This is a genomic window from Myxococcus sp. CA040A, assembly GCF_013336725.1.
Taxonomy (GTDB): Bacteria; Myxococcota; Myxococcia; order Myxococcales; family Myxococcaceae; genus Myxococcus; species Myxococcus llanfairpwllgwyngyllgogerychwyrndrobwllllantysiliogogogochensis.
Map to the genome: position 1 here is coordinate 637,648 of NZ_JABUMR010000006.1, position 26,611 is coordinate 664,258.

Below are 26,611 nucleotides of genomic sequence, written 5' to 3' on the forward strand. Positions count from 1 at the left end.
TCCACTGCTACATTCGCGAACGTGGCGAACGGACGAGACATGAGGAAGTCGCGACGGGTGGCGCTCACCCTCGCGGTGCTCACGCTGCTGGGCGCGCTGTCGGTGCCACTCCTCCTGAAGTCCGAGGATGCGCCCACCCCACACCAAACACCCGCGCCACGAAAGAGCACGGGCCTCATCCTGCCCGCGCCCGCGCCACGGGCCGAAGGCTCCCTGCGCATCCAAGGTGTCGTGCACGGAGACCAGGGCCCCCTCGCGGGAGTCCGCATCACCGCCACCCGCTCCGAAGCACATCAGACGCTCTCCGAGCTGACGTGTGAGGAAGTGCTGCCCCACCGTCGCGGAGACCGTCGCGATTTCACCCTGTGCTTCTACACGGAACCCGCCACCACGCTGGAGCTGCTCCTCTCCCGCCAGGGAGAAGCGCCCCTGTACGCGGAGACCGTCACGGACGAAGACGGCCGCTTCACCCTCGAACAACTCCCCGAGGGGACATTCACCCTCTGGGCCATCGACCCGCGAGGTGCGCGGCTGCAACCGGGAGTCCTCGCGGGAACGGAGGGACTCCAGCTCCGGCTCGAAGGGGGCGTGTTCCTGGAGGGCACTGTCATCGACGAGGCCCTCGCGGCCCTGCCCCAGGTCCAGGTGATGGCCGTGCATCAGGGCTTCACCCGCTTCTTCGACGTGGAGACGGACGCGGACGGGCGCTTTCGCATCGGCCCGCTCCCCGCCGGAGACTATGCCCTCGCCTTCACAAGAGACGGCTGGATTCCGGACCTCAAGGGCTCCTGGTTCGCCGAGTCCGTGAAGCTCCTGCGTCCCCGCCGCCTCGTCGGTCGAGTGACGAAACAGGGCGCCCCCGTCCCCCAGGCCACAGTCCAACTGCGAGACATCACCCTCAACGAGCGGGGCATCATGCCCCCAGGGTCCGCGAAGCAGCAGACCACGGACGCCCAGGGACGCTTCACCTTCGAGCCGCTCGCCTCGCATCACATCCAGCTCGACGCCACCCAGGGCGAGCACCACGGCAGGGCCCTGGTCGACATGAAGACCCACGACACCCAGAAAGAGGTCGTCGTGGAGCTGGGCCCCGGAGCCATGCTGGAAGGCACCGTGACGGACGAAGCCGGAGCCGCCATCGAAGGCGTGCGCCTCCTCATCCAGGAACGTCGAGCACAGCGCCAGTCCGTGGAGACCACCACGGACGCCATGGGCCACTACCGGCTCGGCCCGCTGTCCCTCGCGCCCCATGAACTGGAGCTCACCTCCCCTCGACACTTTCCCACCGGCGAATCCTTCGCGGAGCTGAGTCCTGGCACGAAGCGGCTCGACTTCACGCTGCGCACCCCGCTCTGGGTCGACGGGGTCCTCGTCGATGAAGCAGGGAGCCCCGTCCCGGACGTGTACGTCACCGTCGACAATCCTCCTTCCGAGGACACCGACGACACGCTCCTCCTCGCGCCCTACGAGGCCCGGTCGGATGAGCAGGGCCGGTTCCACCTGAACTTCCCCACGCCGGGGTCCTTCCTCCTGAAGCTCCTCGACGAGCCTCGCTTCCGCATGGAGGAGCTCCAGGTCCAGGCCCCGGACACGAAGGTCCGCTGGGTCTTGAAGCGAGGAGCCACTGTCTCCGGCACCGTCTTCGACGAGTTGGAAACGCCCATGCCTGGGCTCCTCGTGCGCCTGTCGACCGAGCCGCCCGAAGAAGGCACGACGAGCAGCCCGTGGCCCGAGGTGCTGAGCGAGACCCGGACGGACACGCGAGGCCACTATGCATTCGGGGGCATGAAGCCAGGACGGTACGTGCTCGAAGCCGTCCACGAATCCGGCGCAGTGGAGCGCTTCGTCACCCGACACCTGGAGCTGGGAGCGCGGCAGGAGGCCCACGTGGACCTGCGCCTCGAGGCGGGCTGGACGCTGTCAGGCACCGTGGTGGACACCCAAGGACAACCGCTCTCCGGAGCCGACATCCTCATCCAGTCTCCGCCGGACTCCACTCCCAAGTGGCGCGTGGGCCATCGCCACCACGCCGCGGACCCCGTCACGCGCACCCGGTCAGACGGGCACTTCACGCTGCGAAACCTGCCGAGCCAGGACGTGGAACTGAGCGTGACGAAGCAGTCCTTCCACCTCGCGCCTCACCTGTCCACCGGCGGCAGACCCGGGCTCGACTCACTGCATGCCCCTGAGGGCGGACCGCCTGTCCGCCTCGTCATGTCGCGACAGGCCCGCATCCACGGGCGCGTGGTGGGCCCGGACGGCAAGCCCCTCACGCGCTTCCAGCTCATGAGAGAGGACGTGGAGCATCCCCAAGGCGAGTTCTCGCTGGACGTGGGGAGCGCGGGCTCGCGGCCCGTCATCATTAAGGCTGAGGGCCTGGCGCCGGTATTCCGTCAGGTCGAGGTGCCTCACGACACGGCGGTGGTGGACCTGGGCGAGCTTCGGATGAGCACGGGACGCAAGGTGGCCGGACGTGTACTGGACGCGGAGACCTCCGCCCCGGTGGAGGGCGCCCTGCTCGTCCCCGACGTGGAACACTTCGACAACGTGACGCTCCACCCCTACACATACTGGACCCAGGCATACACCGCGAAGGATGGAAGCTTCTCCATCGCTCGCGTGGACGAGCGCTCCTCCGCACTGAACGTCAGGGCCCGCGGCTATCTCTCCAGGAAACTGAACCTGGCCCCAGGTTCCCAGGAAGACCTCACGGTGCGCCTGGAGAAGGGCGCGCGGGTGGAGTTCTCCGTCCTGGACGCGCGAGGTCAGCCCACGAGCGCAACCGTCTTCCTGGACCGTGAAGGCAGGGAATCGTCCCCCTACACCATCGAGGTCCCCGCCGAGGGACTCTTCGTCGTGCGAGACCTCGCGCCAGGTGCCTACTGGATGCACGCCGCTGCTCGCGAAGGGAGTCTGGAAAGCTACGACTCGCGGCGCGTCCAGATTCCCGCGAGCGGCGGAGTCTCCATCATGCTGAAGGCGCGGTCCGAAGGCGCCACCCTGGAGCTGCACGTGCGCAGCCCACCGCGCTACACCCTGGTGCTCGTCTCCGGCGAAGACTCCTGGTCGCGCGAGGGCTACGACTTCTCGCGACTGCGCGAACGCTCCCTTCCTCATGAAGTCAGCAAGGAGGGAACGATGACCTTCCGGAACCTCCCCCCCGGAAAGCTGACGCTCATCCTGATCTCCAACGACTGGCGGGGCAGCTATCGCGAGGTCATCGACATTCCCGAAGCGGGCACGGTGGTGCGCGACGTGACACCGGTCTGGCAGGCCATCCGGCGGTAGGCGCCCCGCATACGCGCACATCTCGCGATAAAGTCATCACCGCGCGAACCAAATCCCAGCCCAGGTGTCAGTGCCCCGGACACAGCCGCGGCTGCATTCGCGGGCGTGGCGAGCGGAGGCGGCATGCGGGTGCAGCGACGGGTGACGGTCGCAATCGGAGTTCTCGTGCTGGCGGGCATCCTGGGTGGGCTTCTTCCCCAGAAGCCCGAAGCGCCTACAGCCACCCAGCGAGCACTCGCGCCTCGAACGGGAACGGGCTTCGTGCTCCCGCCTCCCGCGCCACGTCCCGAAGGAACACTGAGCATCCAGGGCGTCGTGCTCGGAGATGAAGGCCCGCTCGCCGGAGTCCGCGTCACGGCCACGCGTCCCGAGGCAGGTCAAACACTCTCCGAGCTGACCTGTGAGCAGGTGCTGCCTCACCGTCGCGGAGACCGTGACCGATTTCCGCTGTGTTTCCTCACGGACCCGGGCCCCACCCTGGAGCTGCTCCTCTCGCGCCAGGGAGAAGCGCCCATGTACGCGGAGACCTTTACCGCGGAGGACGGTCGCTTCATCCTCGACAACCTCCCCGAGGGAGATTTCACACTCTGGGCCATCGGCTCGCGAGAAGCGCGTCTGCAACCGGATGTCCCAGCGGGAACACAGGGGCTCCGGCTCCGGCTCGAGGAAGGCGTGTTCCTGGAGGGACAGGTCATCGACGAGGACCTCGCGCCCCTGGCCCAGGTCCAGGTGACCGTCGTGCATCAGGGTTCCACGCGTTTCTTCGACGGGGAAACGGACACGGGCGGGCGCTATCGCATCGGGCCCCTCCCCATCGGAGACGATTATGTCCTCGCCTTCGCCAAGGACGGCTGGCTTCCCTCCCTTGAAAGCCCGCGGATGGAGATGCGCGTTAAACTCCTGCGGCCCAGACGCGTCGTCGGCCGCGTGATGCTCCAGGGAGCCCCTGTCCCCAACGCGACAGTCCTTCTGCGGGACCTCACCAGCACGGGGCATGGTCCCGGGACCGAAGACACCACGGACGCCCAGGGACGCTTCGCCTTCGAGGCACTCCCCTCGCATCTGTTCCAGCTCGATGCCAGCCGGGACGAGTTCCACGCCAGGACCCAGGTCGACGTGATGACCCACGCCCCCGCGTCCGAGGTCATCCTGGAGTTGAATCGCGCGACCCTCCTGGAGGGGACCGTGTGCGACGAGTCTGGAGCCTTCATCGAGGGCGCCACCATCACCCTCCTGGAGCGTGCCAGGCTCCAGTGGCGCACGGAGGTCACCACGGATGCCACGGGCCACTACCGGCTCGGCCCGCTGCCCCCCATCCCCCACGACCTCGACGTCACCGCCCCTCGCCATTTTCGAGCCAGGGCATCCCTCCAGAAGCTGGCCCCCGGCACGCAGCGGCTCGACTTCACCCTGCGCACTCCACTCTGGGTCGACGGGGTCCTCGTCGATGAAGCAGGTCGGCCCGTGCCAGGCGCGCTCATCACGGTCGACAACCCTCGTTTCTCCAAGACCGACGACGCACGACGCCTCGCGCCCTACGAGGCCTTGTCGGATGAGCAGGGCCGTTTCCACCTGAACTTCCCCGAGTCAGGAACCTTCCTCCTGAAGCTCACGAAGGACCCTCTCTTCCGGCAGGAAGAACTCCAGGTCCGGGCCCCGGATGCGGAGGTCCACTGGGTCTTGAAACGGGGAGCCACGGTCTCCGGCACGGTCTTCGATGAGCTGGACACGCCCATGCCCGGGCTCCCCGTGCGCTTGTTGGCCGTGCCTCCCAAGGAAGACCTGGCGAGCAATCCATGGATGGACAACGCGGTGAGCAAGACCTGGACGGACTCGCAAGGCCGCTATGCGTTCGGGGGATTGAAGCGGGGTCGGTTCATGCTCGAAGCCGCCCACGAATCCGGAGCCGTGGAGCGCTTCGCCACCCAGCCCCTGGAACTGCGCGACCAACAAGAGGCCCATGTGGATTTGCGCCTCGCGGCCGGCTGGACGTTGTCCGGCCGAGTCGAGGACCTCGGGGGACAACCCCTCTCTGGTGCCGGGGTCTTCATCCATGAGCCTCCTGATGCCACCCCCACGTGGCGAGCGGGCCATTACCGCTCGTCCAGGGACCCCTTCACTCGCACCCAGTCAGATGGTCGCTTCACGCTACGGAATCTGCCGAACCGGGAGGTGGAGCTGAGCGTGACGAAGGAGGCCTTTCACCTCGTGCCCGCCCTTTCCACGGGAGGCCAGCCCGGCCTGGATTCACTTCATGCCCAAGAGGGAGGACCGCCTGTCCGCCTGGTCATGTCGCGACAGGGACGCATCCAGGGCCGCGTGGTGGGTCCCAACAGCAAGCCCCTCACCCGCTTCCAACTCGGGGGGCGCACCGTGGAGCATCCCCGCGGCGAGTTCTCCCTGAACGTGGAGCACGCGGGTTCGTGGACTGTCGTGCTCCAGGCGAAAAACCTGGCGCCCGTGGTCCGACAGGTCGAGGTGCATCACGACGCGGAGGTGGTGGACCTGGGCGAAGTCCGGCTGACTCCAGGACGCAGGGTTGCCGGACACGTGCTGGACGCGGAGTCCTCCGCTCCGGTGGCGCGCGCCATGCTCTTCATCAACCCGGAGGCATTGCACGGAGATCCACTGGAGCCTCACTGGACCCAGGAGCTCACGCCGCCGGATGGTTCCTTCTCCATCCCTCACGTGGACGAGCGCTCCACCACGCTGGATGTCATGGCTGAAGGGTACCCCACGAAGCGGCTGACGCTCGCCCCGGGCCCCCAGGAAGGCCTCACGGTGCTCCTCGATAAAGGCGCCCGGGTGGAGGTCTCCGTCCTGGACGCACAGGGCCAGCCCGCGCGGGCTTCCGTCTTCCTGGACCGCGAAGACAGGGGCCTGTCCCGTACGAGGGTCGAAGTCTCACCAGACAGTCCGCGCGTCGTCGTGCGAGACCTCCCGCCAGGCGACTACCAGGCGCGAGCCAGCCCCCCTGAAGGGAGTTTCGAAACCTACGCGCCCCAACACGTCCAGATTCCCTCGAGCGGTGACGTTTCCGTCACCTTGATGGCCCGCTCCGCGGGCGCCACCCTGGAGCTGCGCGTGAACGGCCCTGCTCGCCGCGTGACGGCCCTGCTCGCAGGCGAGGTCCCTCTCCTGGTCTTCACCCACGACATCGTCGAACTGCGTGAACGCTCGCTACCTCACGAAGGCAGCAAGAAGGGAACGATGACCTTCCGGAACCTTCCGCCGGGCAAGGCGACGCTCTTCCTCGTGACGAACGACCGGAGGGGCATCTATCGCGAGGTCATCGACATTCCCGAGGCGGGCACGGTGGTGCGCGACGTGACGCCCATCTGGCAGGCCATCCGGCCGTAAGCGCCCTGCCCGCGCTCACCCGTGCGTGGACGCGAACAAGACCTTCGTACAAGGGCTCGCATCATCTTCGAACGCGCGCGCGTGCCCTGAAACGCGGTCGACGTTGAGGACTCGGCATCCACCCCTGGTGGGCATCCTCGCTCGTCATGTCCGGACTTACTTGGCAACGGCGCCGCGCAGGCCCGCCGCCAGAAGAACGGAGAACCGCTCCACCATGTCCCGCATTGCGAGCACCGAGGTCGTCATCCCCCAGTCCCTGTCCGCAGAGCAGCGACGACACCTGACGGACGCGCTCTACGCCGTGCATCAAGAAATCTTCGAGGGCGTCACGAAAGAGGGCTTCGCCAGGTACGTGGTGGAGTCCACCGCCGAGCACACCTGGATTCAGCTCCACCGCAACGAAGAGGGCGCGCTCGTCGGCTACTTCGCGTTGCACGTCTTCGAGAAGCAGTTGGGCGGCGTGACGACGGCGGTGTTCCGCGCGGAAGCCGGCTCGCTGCGCGCGTACCGGGGCGGCAACACCAACACGCGCTTCGGGCTGTTCCACATGCTGAAGTACCTGCTGCGTCACCCGGGCCGCCCCGCGTACTACCTGGGCGCGCTGGTCCACCCCTCCAGCTACGCCCTGTTCGCCAAGTACTGCACCGAGCTGTGGCCTCGCCGCGAGCAGCCCATTCCCTCCCCACTGCGCGCCTTCCTCGACGAGCTCGGCTCGGAGTTCGGGCTCGCCCGCGTGGACCCGACGAACCCACTCTTGCGACAGGTGGGCTGGTGCACCCGCGACTCCGAGGTGGAGCGCGACTACTGGCGACAGTGCGACAAGCTCTCCGCGCGCTACTTCATCGAAGCCAACCCCGGCTACGCGCAGGGGCACGGACTGTTGACGCTCGCTCCGGTGACTCGGGCCAACATCGTCGGTGTGCTGCGCGTCATGTGCGGGCGCGGTCTGCGCAAGCCCGTGGAGACGGGGATGAAGTGGGCGTACCGGCTGCCAGGAGGCTCCCGCCTGCTGCGCGGGACGGTGGCGCGGCAGCTCAAGTCGTCGCCGCTCTTCGCCCACTTCGACACGCGCGCACTGAAGGCGCTCGCCGCGCGGGCCCAGATACAGGAGCTGCCCGCGGGCCACGATGTCTTCCGCCAGGGTGAAGTGAGCGACGAGCTGTACCTGCTCGCGCGGGGCGCGGCGTATGTGCTCGCACGGAACGGCACCGATGAAGACCTGGTGAATCAGCTCGGCAGCGGCACGGTGTTCGGGGAACTCTCCACGCTCGTGGGAGGTCGGCGCTCGGCGACGGTGCGCACGGCGGCGACCTCCACCGTGGTGCGGATTCCGGGCGCCGCGCTGCGTCTGCTGTTGGAGCAGGACGCGGGCCTGTGCAGGAAGGTCTGGGGCACCCTGGCGGAGCGCCTCTTCGACGACATGCTGCGGGGGCAGCGCCGCTATGCGCACCTGGGCCGGAAGGAGCGACGCGCGTGGCTGCTGCGCGGAGAGGAGCATGTCCTCGCGCCAGGACAGCAGCTGCTGATGGCGCCGGGCTCCCATCTGTTCATGGTGGCGGGCGCGGTGGAGCTGACCCACGCGCCGCCCCGGCTGACGGCGCGAGGCGCCCTGTTCCTGGAAGTGGAGCGGCCGTTGCCCCTGGTGGCGCTCGAAGCCACGCGGCTCGTCGTGCTGCCACGACTGGCGTCATCGGAGTATCAGCTCGCTTCTGATTTTCCGACGCACCTGCCGCTCCCCGCCGCGCCAGTGGCCATCCACGTGCGGGCGTGACACCTCGCCCAACTCCCTTGCCCTCCGCTCGCGGGCCTGTGGCACACTGCGGGCGCCATTCGACTCCTGTTCTCCATCCTCTTCTGGACGTTCCTCGCGCTCTCCAGCCTGGTGCTCTTCCTGGGTGCCATCGTGGTGTGGGCTGTCACCACGCCGTTCGACCGCAACGGCCGGGTGCTGCACCTGTACTCGTGCTTCTGGGCGCAGCTGTATTTCTACGTCAACCCGCTGTGGCACCTGCGGGTGGACGGCCGCGAGCACCTGCCGTGGCACGGGCCCGCCGTGCTCGTATCCAACCACGAGTCGCTCGGCGACATCCTCGTCCTCTTCGGCCTGTACCGCCCCTTCAAGTGGGTCTCCAAGCAGGCCAACTTCCGGCTGCCGCTCATCGGCTGGAACATGAGCCTCAACCGCTACGTGCCCCTGGTGCGCGGCGACAAGCCGAGCATCATCAAGATGATGCGGCTGAGTGAGCGCTGGCTGGAGCGCGGCGTCCCCATCCTCATGTTCCCGGAGGGCACGCGCTCCGCGGACGGCCAGCTCAAGCCCTTCAAGGATGGCGCCTTCGCGCTCGCCCTGAAGATGCGCTGCCCCATCATCCCCATCGTCCTCACCGGCACGGCGCGCGTGCTGCCCAAGCATGGACTGGTGATGCAGACCTCCGCCCACTGCCACGTCCAGGTCATGCCCCCGGTGGACGTCAGCGGGTTCGACGACGTCGCCGTCCTGCGCGACCACGTCCGGGACCTCATCGTCGCGGAGAAGGCCCGCCTGGAGTCGCTCCCCGCCCGCGCCTGAGCCCCCGGCGACTTCGCCCCGAGCGCCCTGCTAGCGTGGGCCCCCGACGGGAGGGGACCATGCGAAGGCCAGCCGTGGTGGCGCTCATGCTCGGGGTGATTGGCCTGAGTTCGGTCATCGCCGTCGTCACCTTCCGCGCCCCCGACGACGGCGACGCCACGCCCACCGTCTCCAAGCCCTCCTCCCGGGAGCTGCCCGGCCCCAGCGAACCCACGCCTCCGCCGCGCGGCTCGCTGTCCCTCCGAGGCCGCGTGCTCACCGAGGACGGAGCGCCCGCCCAGGGGGTGGAGGTCTCCGCGTCGCGGGCCCTGCCCGGCGAGTCCCTGTCCGGCCTCCCCTGCGGCAAGGATGTCGAGACGCCCCTGTCCTCCTCCGCCTGCGAGGACCCGAGGGCCCTGCATGACTTGCGAGGACTCATCGACGAAGGCCGGGGCACGGCCCCCCTGCTGACGCGCGCCACCACGGCCCAGGACGGCACCTTCGTGCTGGAGGGACTGCCCGAGGGCAGCGTCGCGCTGTGGGCCGTGGGGCCCCAGGGCTCCGCGCTGGAGCTGGACGTGGAGACCCACGCGCAGGACGTGGAGCTGGTCCTCCAGCCGAGCGCCGTGTTCTCCAGCCGCGTCGTGGACGAGGCCGTGAGGCCCGTGGTGGATGCCAGCGTGACGCTGTTCCACGCCGAGCACTCGCGCTACTTCGAGACCCGCACCGACGCGGAGGGCCGCTTCCGCATCGGACCGCTGCCCGAGGGCGACTACGCGCTGGTCGTCTCCAGTCCGGGGTTCTTGACCGCGCACCAGACGAACCTCGTTCCGGAGGAGCTTTCGGCCGAGGACCTGGTGCTGCACCGGCCCCGGCGCATCCTGGGTCAGGTGCTCCTGGACGAACGTCCCGTCCCGGGGGTCCAGGTCCGCGCCCACGATTCCGACTACGAGCCCGAGAGCGACGCCGAGGACCCCCTCACCTCAATCACGGACGCGGACGGGCGCTTCATCCTGGAGGACATGGCGCCGGGCAGCTACGTGCTACGGGCGCGGCGGGGCGACCAGCAGGGAGAGACGGAGACCACGCTCGCGGAGGAGCAAGCCGACGTGGAGGTGACGCTGCATCTGGGCACCGTCGTCAAGGTGGTGGGCCAGGTGCGCGACGAGGCGGGACAGCCCATCCCGGACGCGCTGGTGACGCTGAACACCCACGGCGACGTGTCCACGAGCACCGATGTCACGACGGAGGCGGATGGGCGCTTCGTGTTCAATTCGGCGACGCTGGGCCACAACGACTTCACGGTGTCCGCCGTGGGCCACCAGTTCCTCTCGGTGAGCGACGTGGTGGTGACGGCGACGCCGGCGCCCCTGGACTTCACCCTGAAGCGCGCGTTCGTCATGGAGGGGCTCGTCACCGACACGGAGGGCAACCCGCTGACGGAGGCGGAGGTCATCGCCATGCCGTCGCGCCACGACTCGAAGCTCCGGCGCGACGGCACGCCCGCCTCCTTCGAGGCAGGGGACGTGGACGACCCCTTCAACAACGCGGAGAGCGTCTACACGTCGACTGACGAGAATGGGCGCTTCGTGCACAACCTGGCCGAGCCGGGACTCCACCGCCTCAAGGCGCAGGCCCTGGGCTTCCTGGACACGGAGTGGCAGCAGGCCCCGGTGCCCTCCCAGGACGTGCGCCTGGTCATGAAACGCGGTGCGAGCGTGGAGGGCACCGTGGAGACCACCGACGGCGCTCCGCTGCCCGCCATCCAGGTCTCCCTGGTGGAAGACGGCAAGGACTCCGCCCCCACCACCGAGGCCGTGACCGACGCGCGGGGCGCCTTCAGCCTGCGGGGAATGGCTCCGGGCCGGTACTCCCTCCGGGCCATCCGCAACCGGGGCGGCCCGCCCCGCGCCTCGCTCTCCGTCGTGCTCGTGGGCGCGGAGACGAAGACGGTGACGCTGCGACTGGAGCCGGGGCTGTCGCTGTCGGGGCTCGTCGTGGACGAAGCCGGCAAGCCGATGCCCGGCGCGGAGATTCACGCCTACGTCCCCAGCGAGGATGGCGCTCGCCCGCGCTTCTTCCACCACGGCCGCTCTCCCTTCCATGGCGCCTCCAGCGCCATCACGGATGAGCAGGGCCGCTTCACGCTCGAACACCTGTCGCCGACCCCGTGCAGGCTCAGCGTCAGGAAGGAGGGCTATCAGCTGATAGCGGAGCCGCTTCAGGGAGACGAGTCGGCCCGCTCGCGAACTCCCCAGGTCATCGCGGCGGCCGGGTCGACGAACGTGAAGCTGGTGCTGCGCTATCAGGGGGGCATCCGGGGCCGGCTGGTGCGCGAGGACCGCACGCCCATCACCCGCTTCGAGGTCAACGAGGAGTTCTTTCGCGAGCCGGACGGCACCTTCCACATCCCCGTGGAGGAGCCGGGCCGCACGTGGTTGACGCTGGAGGCGCCGGGCCTCGCGCGCGTGCTGCGGGAGGTCCACGTGGAGCCGGGCCAGGACACGGACCTGGGTGACGTGGTCCTCAAGGCGGGGCGTCGGCTGCGCGGCCGGGTGCTGGACGCGGCGACGTCCGCGCCGGTGGTCGGCGTGGAAGTGCAGGCGTACCTCCCCCTCACCCCGTCCGCGGGGGAGGAGGACCCCGAGGAGCAATCCCTGGCGCACGCGCGCACCGCCGCCGATGGCGCCTTCGAGCTGCCTCCCATGGAGTCGGGCGCATCCTTCCGCCTGGAGGCCTCCCATCCGGACTACCTGCCACTGAGCCGGCAGGTGGGCCCGGGAGAGACGACGCTGGAGCTGCGCGTGTCCACGGGCGCCCGGCTGGATGGCACGGTGAAGGACCGTGAGGGCCGGCCCGTGAGCACCTTCCTCTACCTGCATCCCCTGTCTCCGGCTGGCGCGGAGGCCGTCATGTTGGAGGAGGACAGCGGCGACTTCCACGCGACGGGACTGGCGCCCGGGGAATACACCCTCATCGCCCGGGAGACGACGACGCAGCAGGGAGACACCGTCCGCTTCATGCCCCTGCGCGTGAAGCTGGGGCCAGGCGAGCGCAAGGTGCTCCACCTCCAGGAGCTGGACGGCGGCGCCACGCTGAAGCTGCGACCTTCGCCCCTCGCCACCAACCCGACGCATGCCGTGACGGTCATCCGCTACCACCTGTTCGCCGGCACCGTGCTGGCCCCAAGCACGTGGGAAGAGCTGGAGCACCTCGCGGAGACGCTGGGGATTCCCACCGCGTCGGACACCACCTCCACGTTCGAGCACCTGCCCGCGGGCCGCTACACCTACGTCCTGATGGGCAGAAACCACCTGGCCCCGCACTGGGTGATACACCGCGCGGAGGTGGACCTCCCCGCGCAGGGGATCATCACACCGGACATCCAGCCCACCTGGCTTCCCCTGTCGAGCAGCGACCCCTGAGGTCCGAAGCGCCCCGTTTGCATCCCGCGAGGGCGCCACTTAAGGCTCCGCGACATGGGCAACAAGCCTTGGGCGGGAAACGACGCGGAGCTGGAGCTGGACTGGGGCGCGCGCGCGCCGCGTCCCAAGGCCGACGAGCAGGGTGTTCCCCAAGAAGACCCGCCCCAGGAGATGCTCGCCGGAAAGGGCCCTCCGGGAGACCCGCGCTACATGAGCGTGGAGCTGCGCCTGTCATTGGAGGCCGTGCTGACGGCGGCCCAGGTGCGCATGCGCCAGTTCCGGGAGGCGCTCGAAATCCTCATCGGCTGGGAGGGGAAGAACCGCTACGAGGTCTGCGACGCGGAGGGCCGCAACACCGTGTACGTGGGCGAGACGGGCGAGGGCTGGGCGTCACAGCTCCTGCGCAACTTCTGGCCCTTCTACCGCGCGCGGCTGGAGTGCATGACGGTGGGCGGCACGCTGGCCCTGGCGGTGGAGCTGCCCTGGCACATCTTCTTCGCGCGAGCGGAGGTGATGGCCTGGGATGACCGGCTCATGGGCACCATCGTCCAGCGCTTCCGCTTCTTCAGCCGCCGGTTCGACATCCTCTCGCCCGCGGGCGTGGTGATGGCCACCGTGGAGGGGCCCTTCTTCAAACCCTGGACGTTCCGCATCCTCCAGCGAGGCGAAGAGGTCGCCGTCATCCGCAAGCGGTGGAGCGGACTCTTGCAGGAGACCTTCAGCGACGCGGACAACTTCAGCCTGGACTTCCAGCCCGCGTGCAACGACGGCAGGCTGCGTCAAATGGTGCTGGCCGCCGCGCTGCTCGTGGACCTGACGTACTTCGACAACCGGAAGAGCAGCTCCGGCGGGGGCGTGGACCTGGGCTCGTAACCGGGCGCCAGGCTCGGTGGCCTCGCGGAACAGCCGAAACCGAGAACTCCCGGACCCCAGCGCTCCCCCGCTGTCCAGGCAGTCGGCTTGTGGTAAGTCCCCAGGCCCATGTCGACGAGCGATGCGCTGAACGCAGCAGACCTCGAGCGGTTGGCCCAGGCGGAGTCGCCGGACCTGGCCGATGCCGTGCTCGCCCTCCTCGAGCAGTCGGAGCCGGAGCCCGAGGAAGGCAAGGCCCCGCCCAAGGACGCCTTCACCTTCGAGAAGCTGCTGCGCTCGCTCTCCCAGGCACAGGCCCGGTACAGCTCCGAGAGCCGCCGCGAGGCCTCCTCCGAGGCGTGGCAGCGCTTCAAGGCGCAGAAGGACGTGCCCCAGCCCGCGCGGCTCGCGCTGGCGGACCTGCTCGTCTCGCTCTACGCGAAGAACACCGACGCCTCGCGCGCCATCATCCTGGAGCTGGCGCGCAAGGCGGACTTGAAGTTCGGCCTGTGGGGCGGCCTCAAGCGCATCTACAAGCTGGCCGAGGCCAACCACGACGCGGAGCTGTTCGGCGTACTCGCCTGGCGCTTCGACGTGGAGCGCCGCCAGTCGTACCGGCACGAGGTCTCCGGCGGCACGCTCCAGTACCTGCGCCGCCGCGCGTGGCGCTACCTGCGCCACCTGGGCGCCGCCGTCCCGGAGCTGTACCCGCAGTTCGCCGTGGAGGTGCTGCGTCACTACGACGAGGACACGTCCTGGCACTCCGTCTGGGTGGCCCACCACATCTGGGCCACTGAAAGCGGCAACTACACCGCCAGCGCCTTCCCCATCCAGCCGCCGAACGACACGCTCAAGCACCGCGCGTTCCCCGACGCGTGGAAGCGCTCGCCGGACGCGCTGATGCGGCTGCTCGACACGTGTCTGTCGGACCCGGCCGCCCGCTTCGCCATCCAGGGCCTGCGCAAGGACTTCCCGGAGGCGCTGCGCAAGGTGACGCCCGCGTGGTTGGACAGGCTCGCCCGCCGGCCGCTGGGCAGCGCGCACGACTTCCTCGTGGAGACGCTGCAGGGCTCGCCGGAGTTCCACCAGGGCAAGCTGCGCGCGCTCGGCCTGCACGAAGCGGTGCTCGCGTTGCTCCTGTCTCCCAGTGGCAAGGCGCGCACATACGCGATTGAGTACGCGCGGGCGCACGCGCAGGACCTGGCGGCGGACCGGCTGGCGGAGCTGGTGGCCCAGGGCGAGAGCGACGTGAAGTCGTTCGCCGCGGCGGTGCTGGAGAAGCGCAACCCGCGCGAGCTGGGGCTGGAGCTGCTGGGGCGGCTGTTGTCGTACAAGTCCACGGCGGCCTTCGCGGCCAAATCGTTGGAGCAGTCGTTCGACCGGGCGGAGCTGACGTCGGGCTTCCTGCGGGACATGTACCTGGGCACCTCCGAGCAGCTCAACTGGGCCAAGGGCTTCGTCTCCTCCAAGTATGCCGCTGGCGAGATGCCGGTGGCCTTCTGGAAGGAGCTGCTCGAGGACCCGCGCCTGAAGAAGAAGCGCTACCCGGTGGAGGGGTTGGTGGTGAAGGCGCTGTCGGCCTACACGCCCGCGGTCATCGGTCCGGAGTGGATGCTGGACAAGGCGGCGAACCCGAACTTCGGCGACCAGATGGCGACGTGGCTGAAGCGCGCGGACAGCCTGCCCGGGCTGGACGTGGAGAAGGTGAAGGGGCTGGTCTTCAGCGCGAAGCACCGGGAAGTGGCGCTGGCCATCCTGGGCAACCGCAAGCTGTTCACCGCGCGGCAGCTCACGGTGCCCTGGCTGCTGGCGCTCGCGCGCCGGGCGGACCCGACACTGCACGACTTCGCCCACCGCTACCTGCTGGAGTACGTGGTGCCGGCGGACTTCAGCGACACGGGTGACGCGGCGGCGGGCCTGGAGCGCCTGTTCGAGCTGGCGCTGGGGGCAAAGCAGCCGGTGCCCGTGCGCACGTTCGCCCAGACGTACCTGCGCTGCCACCACCCCGTCATCGGTCCGGAGCAGCCGGAGTCGAAGTCGTACGAGCTCAAGCCGAAGGCGCCTCGCAAGGCGTACACGCCGGAGAAGCTGTGGCCCGCGCTGTTCGACGCGCGCGACGACGTGCGCCGCTTCGCCCTGGCCATCACCCGCGCGGAGCTGCGCGCCTGGGGCTGGCACACGCGCGTGTACGAACTGGCCGAGGCCGAGGCGAAGGAGATTCGCAACCTGGCCTATGACGCGCTGTTGCGCGCGGGCGAGGACGGCGCGGACGCTCGTTACGTGCTGCACCCGGAGGAACTGGACCCCGTGAAGGTCTTCTCCCTCACGGAGAGCACCAAGCGCAGCACGCGCGAGGTCGCCGTGGAGCTCATCCGCCGGCACTACGCGCGGCTGGGCGGCGCGGAGCGGCTCGCGTGGCTGATGCAGAGCGCGGACCGTGAAGTGGGCCTGTTCGCCGTGCGCCTGCTCTGGGAGAAGCACCGTCCCACGCACCTGCCGGAGGGCTGGAAGCCGGCGGGCGCGAAGGAGGCTCCGTCGGCGGGTGGCGGCGAGCGCTTCGCGGACGTCGCGGCGCTGCGGGACTTCCTGCGCAAGATGCTCTTCGGTCTGCCTCCGGGCCGGGCGAAGGAAGCGCGCGAGGGCGAAGTGCAGAAGCGCCTGTCGGCCAGCGTCGCCAAGCGCCGCGTGATTGAGCTGGTGAGGGACCTGGGCCTGGATGACGAGAACTTCGCCCGCGTCGTGTCGCCCGTGCTGGGGGAGTTCACCGGCTCGATGGCGAAGGGTGAATGGCAGAGCTGTCTCGCATCCCTGGTCCAGCTGCGCACGGCGCATCCGAGCGCGCAGCTCGGGGGCCTCTGAGCCTCGCGTCACTCGCCTCCAACGAGTTTCGAAAGAACACCATGTCCGTCCTTTCCATCGGCAACATCGAGAAGCTCCGGGCCCTCGCGGCCAGCCCCCGGGTGCTGCTGCTCGGCGGCGCTCGCGCTTCCGTCTCCAGCCGCGTCACCGCGTATGAGCCGGGCACCAACAAGGTGCTGTGGAGCACCGAGCTCCCCTCCGCGGTGAATGCCCTGGCCCTGTCGGGCGAGCGCTTCGCCGCCGCCTGCGCGGACGGCACGCTGCGCTTCGGCACCCACGCCGACGGCAACGTGCAGTGGCAGCTCGAGGGCGCGCACCCCGGCGGTGTCACCGCGCTCGCCTCCAGCCCGGACGGCAAGGTCCTCTTCAGCGCGGGCGCGGACGGCATCGTGCGCGGCTGGGAGTGGGACTCCACGCGCAAGCTGCACGAGTGGAAGGCGTCGCCCCAGTCGCTGCGCGCCGTGGCGGTGGACCCGTCCGGGACGTATGTCGCGACCGCGGGTGACGACGGCGTGGTGCGCTCCTTCACGCGCGCCTCCGGTGAGCGCCGGGACATGGTGGGCCATGAGGGCGCGGTGCGCGCGCTGGCCTTCACGCCTCGCGACGGTCGGCTCGTGTCCGGCGGCGACGACGGCAAGCTGCGCCTCTGGTACCTGGTGGGCGCGGTGGAGTTCGAGGTGCGCGGCGACAAGGACTCCGGCCATGCCGGCTCCGTGCTGGCCCTGCTCTTCCCGCCCACGCCCGCCGCGAAGGATGACGAGGAGCCGTCGGACCGCGTCTGGTCCGCGGGCAGCGACGGCAAGGTGAAGGCATGGCGGCTGGACGAGCGCCGCAAGCCGCGCACGTTCGACTGCGGCAGCAAGCCCACGAACGCGCTGGTCTTCCTGCCGCCCGCGAACCCGCGCGCGGCGCGCACGGCGCTCGGCTCCGTCTTCACCGCGAGCGACGACCGGCGCGTGCTGCGCTTCGGCATCGAACTGGACGGCAAGCCGGGCAATGACCAGGACACCTCGCAGCACGGCCTGGACCTCCTGACGGAGTCGGTGAAGGCGGGCCGCCCCAAGCGCGAGGCCGCCGTGCGCGAGGCCGCCGCGCTGGACGAGCCGGAGGCCTTGGAGTTCGTGCTCCAGGTGCTCGGCACGGACAAGGAGGCGGAGGTGCGTCGCCTCGCCGCCCGCGAGCTGGGCGCCAGGGGTCGCATCGCCGCGCGGCCGAAGCTGCGCGAGCGGCTCAATGACGACCATCCGCAGGTGCGCGAGGACGCCCTCAAGGCGCTCGACGTGCTGGAGACGGAGTCGCCCCTGGCCGCGCCCCGCGCCGCACTGGACTCGCGCTTCGTGGACATGCGCGTGGCGGGTCTGCGCCGGCTCGCGAAGCTGGGGGGCACGTCTCCCCTGGTGCCCGGCCTCATCGCCGGCAAGCTGAGCGAGACCGAGGCCGCGGTGGGCCTGGCCGCGCTGGACGCGCTCTGCGAGGTGACGCCGGGCGGTGACACCGAGCCCCTGCGCACCGCTTTCGAGCGCGGCCCCGCGCGCCTCCGCGTGGAGGTGCTCATCCGCGCCGCCGGAGCGGGCCTGTTGGGTCATGCGCAGCTCCAGCCGCTGGTGGCTCGGGCGCTGGACGACGCGGACGCCGACGTGCGCCGCGTGGCCTTCACCATCCGCGTGATGGAGCGCCGGGCCCTGGCCCACGCCCTGGAAGCCCGCGACGAGGACTTCGCCCGCTCCGTCAAGGACGTGGCCCGACGACTGGTCGCACGCACGCGCGGGCCGAGCGGCGCCGCCCTGCCCATCACTGACGCGGACCTCCAGGCCGCTCGCGACACCATGCCCGCGCAGGGCGCCGTCAGTGGCGCGCTGGCGGAGAGTGATTTGGAGCCGCTGCTGGCCGCCATGGCCTGCCGCACGCCGGACACCGCCGTGCGCGGTGCTCGCGGCCTCGCGCAGCTGGGTGACGCGCGGGCGCTGGGCGCGCTGCTCCAGCTCTCCCGCGAGCCGGAAGCCCCCATCCGCCGTCAGGCCGCCGCCGCCCTCCAGGCGCTCCAGGATGCCCGCGCCCGCGAGCGGCTGGTGTGGATGCTGGACGACGAGGACGCGGACGTGCGCGCCGCCGCGCTGGACGCGGTGGTGACGCTGGACGTGGAGGCGCCCCTGTCCTCCGCCGAGGCGGCGCTGCGCTCCGGCCACGAGGACGTGCGCGTGCGCGGCCTGGACCGGCTGGTGAAGCTGGGCGCGGCGACGCAGGGCGCGGAGCCGCTGCTCGGCGACGCGCTGGAGGACGAGTCCGCCAAGGTGCGCGGCGAGGCGTTCCGCACGCTGTGGGCGTGGAACGAGAAGGTGCCGGAGAAGGCGTTGGACCGCGCGCTCGCCGGCCGCTTCCCGGACCTGCGCAACCGCGCGGTGGAAGTCCTCTCGCAGCGCGGCACGGAGGGCTGGGCGCAGGAGCGCCTGAAGAAGTCCGTGGAGGACCGCGACGCGGGCGTGGCCACCGCCGCGTACGAGGCGTGGGTGAAGCTGGTCGGCAAGGAGAAGCCGGAGCCGCACCTGGCGGCCCTCGCTTCCACGCATCCATCGGTGCGCGTGCTGGGTGCCAAGGGCTCCGTGCATGCCCCGGTGGAGACGCTGCGCTCGCCGCTGCTCAAGCGCGTGCAGGACGAGGAAGTCGTCGTGGCCGTCGCCGCGCTGGAAGCGCTGGACAAGCTGGTGCCCGGGGAGAACGGGCCCTTGCTCGCGGGCATCGCCGCTGGCGAGTTGCAGGTGCGCGTGCGGGCCGCGGAGCTGCTCGCGCCGCGCGGCGCCGAGGACATCATCGAGCCGATGCGCGGGCTCATCACCGACAAGGACCTGGAGCGGCTCTACACTCCGGCGTACCTCATCCCGCTGCGCATCCGCGCCGCTCGCGCGCTGGCGTCGCTGGGCTCGCGGCGGCTGCTGTCGTTCTTCGCCACCGTGCTGGTGCCCAGCGAGCTGGGCGACCTCCAGGAGCAGGGCGCGCGCGGCCTCGCCACCGCGGGCCGGCGGGGCGACGAGGGCTACCTGCTGGACACGCTGGGCCACTCCAACGTGGCGGTGCGCTCGTGGGGCGCGGACGGCCTGTCGCGCCTGGGTGACGCGCGCGCGCTGCCCGTGCTCACCGGCAACCTGCGCAATGACCACCTGCCCATCCGCCTGGGCGCCATCCTCTCCTTCGCGGCCCTGGGCCCCGAGGGCGACGGTGGCCTCTTGCACGGCTTGGAAGACCGCGCCCGCGAGGTGCAGGAGATGGTGTTCGCCATCGTCCTCGCCCGTGACTTGCGCGCCAGCCGTCGGGGCGAGCCGCCCGACCTGCTCGCCAGCGCCCTGTCCAGCGGCAGGCCGGAGGTGCGCTACGCGGCGGCCCGCGCGCTGGAGCTGCGCACGGAGACGGACGCGTACCGCACAAACCTCGTCGAAGGCCTGTTGCCGCCGCGTCCGGAGAAGGTCGGCGACATGAAGGAGTGGCCCGCCGAGGACGAGCGCGCCCGGCGCATGGTGGGACTCGCCGAGGCCCTCTCCAGCGAGCAGCCCGAGCAGCGCTACGCGGCGGCCCAGGTGTTGCTGCTGCGCAACAAGCCGCTCGACTACTTCCGCGAAGCCCAGAAGGTCGCCCGCCCGCGCACGCTGGAGGCCCCGTGGAAGCCGGAGACGGCCCCTGGCACCTCGCCCGTGCAGGCCACGCCCGCCAAGAGCTGGCTGCGTCGGCTCTTCTCGGCGGTGAAGCCGGGGACGCCGGGCACCTCGCCCGAGGCCAGCGCCAGCGCGGAGCGACAGCACCTGCGTCGGCTCGCCTTCGGCGCGTACGTGGGCCTGTTGCGACAGGTGTCCGCGGGTGACGACGAGAGCCATCGCGTCCGCCGCGACGCCGTGGACCGCGTGGTGAAGCTCACGCTGGAGGGCTTCGCCGGGACTCCCGCCGCCGTCGCCGCGCTACTGCGCGCGCTGGAAGACCCGCACCAACTGGTGCGCAAGGCGGCCCTCACCGGCCTCAAGGAGCTGTTCCCCGCGGGCAGCGATGAGCCGCTGTCGTTGGCCCTCGCGTCGCTGGCGCCGGACGTGGCTCGCGCCGCGCTGGACGAGCTGGCGGAGCGCGGTGACGCCGCGAAGCCGCGCATCACCGCCGCGCTCAACTCGCCGCTGGCGGACGTGCGTCGCTACGCCTTCGAGCTGCTGGAGAAGCTCAGCCCGGCCGGAAGCCTGGAGCCGCTGCTGGCCGCGCTGGGCAGCGAGCACGCGGACCTGCGCGTGGGTGTGATTGAGCGGCTGGCCGGTGCCAACGACTCGCGCGTCACCGAGGCGCTCGGTCGGGCCATGGCCAGCGAGCACGAGGACCTGCGCCTGCGCGCCTCGGAGCTCCTGGCGTGGCGCGGGGATGACCGGGCGGTGGAGGTGCTGGCCTCCTTCCTGCGCTCGGAGACGTCCGCCGTGGCGAAGCGCGCCTCGGAGGCGCTGGCCCGGCTGGCCACGCCCTCCGCGGTGGGCGCCCTGGCCGCGCGCGTAGCCGCCGCCACGGAGGCGAACGAGCGGCTGCGACTGGTGGCCGCGCTCGGACAGACGAAGCGCGCGGAGGCGCTGGACGTGCTCGCGCGACGAAGCACGGAGGACGACACGAGCGCGGTGCGCGTTGCGTGTGTCGCCGCCGCGATGAACATCGCGGGCACGGACGTGAAGAAGCGGGACGCGGCGCTCGCGGTGCGCTTCCTCCGCTCGCCGGTGAAGTCCAACGACGTGGCGGTGCGACTGGCGGCCCTGAAGGAGCTGGAGCACGGCGCGGAGGCCGGTCAATCCGAGCTGCTGGTGGGCCTGTTCTCGGACCGGGACCTGGCGGTGCGCGCGGAGGCGGTGGCGCTGTACTCCAAGCGCGTCATCGAGCACGGCGTCCCCGTGGGTCCGCTGGAGGACGTGCTGCGCGGTGGCGCGCGCGAGCTGATGCTCCCCGCCGCCGAGGGCGTGGCGCACCTGCGCGGCATCAGCGCGCTGCGGCCCCTCTTGCTGTACTCCCGCGCGGGTGAGGATGGACAACGCGAGCGCGCCCTGCTCGCCCTGGGCACGCTGGGTGACCCGCGCGCCTTGAGCGAGCTGGAGACGGTGGCCGCGGGTGGCACGCCCGAGGCTCCCACGGAGCCGTCCATGGTGTGGGCGGCGCTGGAGGGCCTGGGCCGCCTCGCCGGTCGCCTCCCCGAGGGCGAGGAGCGCCGTCGCGTCGAGGAGAAGGTGGAGGCCGCCGCGGTGGAGGGCTCCACCACGGAGCTGCAGCAGGCGGGCGTGAAGGGCCTGCGCGCCATCGGCGGCGAGCGCGCCCGCGTGAAGCTGGAGGCGCTGCTGCTCGACACGGGCACCCGCGACGAGGTGCGCATCACCACGGCGCAGGAGCTGGGCAAGCTCAAGGACGTGGAGGCGGAGGCCACGCTGGCCACCATCCTCGACGACGGCGACGACGACCTGCGCCAGGAAGCGCGCAAGGCGCTGGACGCGCTCTTCCCGAAGGAGCGCACCCGCGTCGAGTTCCTCGCCGTGGCCAGCATCAACGAGGACATCTCCGAGCCCGCCGCGGCGTACCTGTCGCGCGAGGGTGACCCGGTGCTGCTCGTGCCCCGCCTGGCCACGCTGACCAACGAGGAGCTGCGGCTGCGACTGCGCCGGGGACTCGCCCGTCGTGGCGCGCTGCCCGTGACGGAGACGGTGGCCCTGCTGGCCCACGACAAGCCGGAGGCGCGACAGGAAGCCGCGCTGCTGGTGGGCACGTGGACCGGTGAGGCGCGTCAGGCCGGTCAGGTGGATGTCGCGGCGCTGGCTCGCGCGCTGGTGTCTGCCGAGCGGAAGACGGCGGCAGACTGGACGGCCTCGCCCCCGGGCAAGAAGCGCGAGTCACTGGCCACCGCGTGGGAGCGGCTCTTGTGGGCGGGCTCTCGACTGGGCGCGGCCAGCCTCGCGGACTCCGCGCGCGCCATCCTCCAGGGTGGCGAGTTGGCGTCTCCCGCCACCGTGCGCCAGGAGGCGGCGCGCGTGTTGTCGCGACTGGGCACGGCGGGTGCGACGCTCAAGCTCGTGGGCCAGGACACCGGGCCCGTGCTGACCCACGCCAAGGAACTCGCGGCGTCGGCGGAGGCGCTGAAGGGCGCGCTGGTGGACCCGGACGCGCGGGTGCGCTCGGCGGCGGCGGACGCGCTGGCGCGACTGGCGCCCGAGAAGGCCTCGGCGTGGGCGCTGGAGGTGAAGCCCTTCGACCCGGTGGCCCTGGGCCCCACGGGCGCGAAGGTGCCGGCGGAGGCATTCACGACCTCCGAGGGCCGTCGCCTCGCCGAGCCCGCGCTGCTCGCCCACGGGAACATCGCTCCGCTGAAGGCCCTGGCGGAGAATGCGAAGCCCGAATTGAAGCAGGAAGCGTGGGCCGGTCTGGGTAGGCTCGGCGGTGAAGAGGCGGCGAAGCTGCTGCACGAGGCCGCCTTCGACAAGTCTCAGTCCGTGGAGCTGCGCAAGGCCGCGTGGCGCGCCCACAAACGTGCACGTCGCGCCGTGGAGCGCGCGCGCAACCGGAAGGAAGGAACCCCGTCGTGACGACCGCCACCCGACACCCCGTCGAGCTTCGCTACGCCACCGCGAGCGACGTGGAGTCCACGTCGGACGCCTCCCGCGTGCTGCTGGCCCTGGAGGGCTCACGCGGCACCGTGGGCGTGCGTGGACGGCTGAAGGACCCGGCCCTCTTCCGCGACGCGCTCACCGCCGCCTTCGGCATCCTCTCCAGCGACTTGCGCTACCGGGGCAAGGACCGCACCGCGTACCTCGCCTACCTCATGTCGAAGGGGAAGCGGGCGAGCGCGCAAATCTGGGAGGCGCAGAAGGCGTTCCTCGACAACGCGCTCGACGGTGAGGAGAAGCAGGACGAGGTGCTCGACCCCGTCCTCACCGTGGACCCGGACAGCGTGTCCCTGGAGGTCTTCTCCCGCGACGAGAGCGCCTACGCGCGCCTGTCCTTCGACAACAGCCTCTTCGAGGGCCGCGAGGCCGCGCACGGCTCCACCTTCCTGGACGTCCCCGCGAACCTCTCCTCGCGGATGGACCGGCTGCGCACCTACCTGCCCGTGTCGCTGGAGGCCCACGTCGCCCTGCCCGCGAAGGCGACCCGCGAGCCTCGCAAAGTGGAGGTGCCTCACGCCTGGCTGCGCGGCTTCCTCCAGGTGCAGTCCGCCGCCACGCTGCCGGCGAACTCCTGCGTGCTGGCGCCCATCGACCTCTACAACCTCCTCTTCGCGCTGCGCACCCGCAAGGCGAAGAAGGCCCCGCGCGCGCTGCGCTTCGAGCTGGTCCCCGGCGCCCCGCCGCGTCTGGTGCTGGAGCCGTGGGAGCTGGTGCTGGAGTGCCATGGCGGCACGTACACGGGCACCGCGCCCGCCGTCGTGCGGACGTTCGGCCGTCAGCGCCTGGTGGCGCTCGCCCGACTGTTGCCCCACGCGAAGTCGGTGCGCCTGCAGCTCATGGGCCCCGGTCTGCCGGTGTTCTGGGTCATCGACATGGGCGCGGCCACCCTGACGTTGGGCCTCACGGGCTGGACGGAGAGCGGCTGGTCCTCCGCGGCGGCCTTCGATGTCCTCATGCCCCGCGCGGTGCCGGACGGGCTCGCGGAGAAGCTGCGCGGCAAGCTGCGCGCGGATGGGCCCCTGCCCTTCGACACGCTCGTCGCCGCGGCGGGTGGCGCGTCGAAGGAGCACGTGCGCGCCGCGCTCCAGCTGGAGTGCCTGCGCGGCAGAATCCTCTTCGACGTCGCCAAGGGCCAGTACCGTCCCCGCGAGCTGATGGCCACGCCGGTGGACGAGTCCGTCATCCGCTTCGGCAGCGAGCGCGAGGCGCGGGCCCACCGCCTGCTGGGTGATGGCGGCCCGGGCGCGGGCGAGGTGAAGCTGACGAAGGTTCACGACATCGTCGGAGAGGGCACCCGCATCCACGGCGAAGTCGTGGACCGCGAGGCGGTGCGCAGCTTCTTCCCGAGCTTCACGTTGGATTTGGAAGGCCGCGTGAAGGACGCGTCCTGCGGGTGTCCGCACTTCCGCCGCTCCGGCATGCGCGAAGGCCCCTGCGAGCACCAGCTCGCGCTGCGCCTGGCCTACGCGCGCCGCCGCACCGAGGAAGAGGCTCTGCGCAAGACGCCCGAGGGGCGAAAGCTCATCCGCGCGGAGACGCGCTCGTATGTGCGGCGCGACGCGGAGAGCGGACAGGAGATGGTGTATCGCGTGTCTCTGGACGGCCAGGTCGTCGCCGTGGAATGGGGCCCTCGCACTGGCGAGGCGCGTCATCAGCGGCTCTGGTTCGACACGGACACGGAGGCGCGGACCGCGTATTTCACGCGCCTGGAGAAGCTTTCGGCTGAAGGCTACATCGACGCGGCGTCAGCCTTGGTGTAAACCCCCATTCACGGCTCGGCCGCTCACGCAGCGGCCAAAAGGGCAGGTGCGACGGAAGACACGATGAGACGCGCTTCACGCGCGAGCAGCCGAGAGAGGTCTGGAGTGCATCAGCCTGAGCGCCTCGAGCGCGGGAGCGGCGTTGCGCCGCTCCGGTTGGAATGCAGGACACTCTCCGCAAGGTAGCCTGTTCTTGGCTCTCTCCCTCCTAGGCACTACGGCCTGCGGGGGCAGCTGAGCCAACGACGCGAACGCCGTTTGCCCCCGCAGGCCGTAGTGCCTAGGAGGGGAGAGCCGGTGAGGCTACCGTGCACCAGGTAAGATGGTGGTGCTTTCCTGGCCTCCCTCGACTGCTCGTGATGATTGCCCGCCTCGTCCGACTCCGACGCGCCCCCTCGAGGTTCTGACATGACCGCCAGGCTGGAGTCGTTCGTCCCCGCAGCAGCGCCGCAGGCCGTTGCCACCCCCGCGCCCCAGGCTCCCGCCGCCAATGCGGTCGCCCAGCGCGAGGCCCGCCGCGCCGCGCATGAAGCCCTGCTCATCCGCTGGAAGGCCATCGTCGAAGCAGGCGGCGCCGAGTCGTGGGCCCAGGGCCAGCTCGTCTCGCGCGGCCTCGCCGTGGCGGACCTGGACTTCTCCGGCGCCTCCGAGAAGGAGAAGACGGCCTGGAAGGAGAAGAAGAAGGCCGAGGCCGCCGAGCTCCGCGCCCTGGGCCGCCAGGCCCATGAGGCCTGGAAGGCCACGCACATCAGCCATCTGGGCGCTGGCGTGCACTGGAAGGAAGACGCCGGCTCCGACAAGTTCGACGTCGCCCACCGCGAGGAGCGCGCGAAGTCCAACGGCCTGCCGGAGCTGGGCACCGTGGACGCGCTCGCCAAGGCGCTGGGGCTGAGCGTCTCCAAGCTGCGTTGGTTCGCCTTCCACCGCGAGGTGGACACCGGCTCGCACTACATCAGCTGGGGCATCCCCAAGCGCGACGGCGGCACGCGCACGATTACGTCCCCCAAGCCGGAGCTGAAGCAGGCCCAGCGCTGGGTGCTGTCCAACGTGGTGGAGCGGCTGCCCGTGCACGGCGCGGCGCACGGCTTCGTCGCGGGACGCTCCATCCTCACCAACGCGCTGGCCCACCACGGCGCGGACGTGGTGGTGAAGGTGGACTTGAAGGACTTCTTCCCCACCGTGACGTGGCGGCGGGTGAAGGGCCTGCTGCGCAAGGGCGGCTTGCAGGAGAACACCGCCACGCTGCTGTCGCTGATGGCCACCGAGGCGCCTCGCGAGACGGTGCAGTTCCGCGGCAAGACGCTCTACGTCGCCAAGGGTCCCCGCGCGCTGCCGCAGGGTGCGCCCACGTCTCCCGGCATCACCAACGCGCTGTGCCTCAAGCTGGACAAGCGCCTGTCCGCGCTGTCGAAGCGCCTGGGCTTCATCTACACGCGCTACGCGGACGACCTCACCTTCTCCTGGACGAAGACGAAGCAGCCCAAGGCCAGGCGGGCGCAGGGCCCCGCGGTGTCGGTGCTGCTCGCGCGCGTGAAGGAAGTCGTCGAGGACGAGGGCTTCCATGTTCACCCGAACAAGACGCGGGTGAGCCGCAAGGGCACGCGTCAGCAAGTCACGGGGCTGGTGGTGAACAAGGCCCGGGACGGCGTGGCGTCCGCGCGAGTCCCGCGCGACGTGGTGCGCCGCCTGCGCGCCGCCATCCACAACCGCCAGAAGGGCAAGCCCGGCCGAGAGGGCGAGTCCCTGGAGCAGCTCAAGGGCATGGCCGCCTTCGTCTACATGACGGACGCGGACAAGGGCCGCGCGTTCCTCAAGGACCTGGAAGCGCTCGAGGCCCGCGAGAAGGAAACCCCGAAGGTCGCCTGA

The 26,611-nt window shown here is 70.7% G+C and carries 10 protein-coding genes; all 10 read left to right on the forward strand.

Features of this window, described 5'->3' with window-relative positions; translation table 11 throughout:
• Window positions 1–39 precede the first annotated feature (39 nt).
• Complete coding sequence (locus tag HUA75_RS28805) at window positions 40–3,288, forward strand: carboxypeptidase regulatory-like domain-containing protein (RefSeq protein WP_174488180.1); 3,249 nt, start codon at window positions 40–42, stop codon at window positions 3,286–3,288.
• A gap of 123 nt (window positions 3,289–3,411) precedes the next feature.
• Window positions 3,412–6,648, forward strand: coding sequence for a carboxypeptidase-like regulatory domain-containing protein (locus tag HUA75_RS28810; protein WP_174488181.1), 3,237 nt, complete (start codon window positions 3,412–3,414; stop codon window positions 6,646–6,648).
• Between the two features lie 214 nt (window positions 6,649–6,862).
• On the forward strand, window positions 6,863–8,419 hold the full coding sequence (locus HUA75_RS28815; RefSeq protein ID WP_174488182.1) for a cyclic nucleotide-binding domain-containing protein: 1,557 nt from the start codon (window positions 6,863–6,865) through the stop codon (window positions 8,417–8,419).
• A 111-nt stretch (window positions 8,420–8,530) separates the two neighbouring features.
• On the forward strand, window positions 8,531–9,217 hold the full coding sequence (locus HUA75_RS28820) for a 1-acyl-sn-glycerol-3-phosphate acyltransferase (protein WP_141644511.1): 687 nt from the start codon (window positions 8,531–8,533) through the stop codon (window positions 9,215–9,217).
• A gap of 59 nt (window positions 9,218–9,276) precedes the next feature.
• A complete protein-coding gene (locus tag HUA75_RS28825; RefSeq protein WP_174488183.1) occupies window positions 9,277–12,621 on the forward strand; it encodes a carboxypeptidase-like regulatory domain-containing protein in 3,345 nt (1,114 codons plus the stop codon).
• A 54-nt stretch (window positions 12,622–12,675) separates the two neighbouring features.
• The gene (locus HUA75_RS28830) at window positions 12,676–13,494 is read left to right on the forward strand and encodes a phospholipid scramblase-related protein (RefSeq protein WP_174488184.1); all 819 of its coding nucleotides are present in this window, start codon (window positions 12,676–12,678) and stop codon (window positions 13,492–13,494) included.
• A gap of 108 nt (window positions 13,495–13,602) precedes the next feature.
• Window positions 13,603–16,332 carry a hypothetical protein gene (locus HUA75_RS28835; RefSeq protein ID WP_174488185.1) on the forward strand — a complete coding sequence of 910 codons (2,730 nt, stop codon included), beginning with the start codon at window positions 13,603–13,605 and terminating at the stop codon, window positions 16,330–16,332.
• Between the two features lie 41 nt (window positions 16,333–16,373).
• Window positions 16,374–22,904, forward strand: coding sequence for a HEAT repeat domain-containing protein (locus tag HUA75_RS28840; protein WP_174488186.1), 6,531 nt, complete (start codon window positions 16,374–16,376; stop codon window positions 22,902–22,904).
• Complete coding sequence (locus HUA75_RS28845; RefSeq protein ID WP_174488187.1) at window positions 22,901–24,745, forward strand: SWIM zinc finger family protein; 1,845 nt, start codon at window positions 22,901–22,903, stop codon at window positions 24,743–24,745. The genes HUA75_RS28840 and HUA75_RS28845 overlap by 4 nt, the downstream gene beginning before the upstream one ends.
• 408 nt (window positions 24,746–25,153) lie before the next feature.
• A complete protein-coding gene (locus HUA75_RS28850) occupies window positions 25,154–26,611 on the forward strand; it encodes a reverse transcriptase family protein (RefSeq protein WP_141644505.1) in 1,458 nt (485 codons plus the stop codon).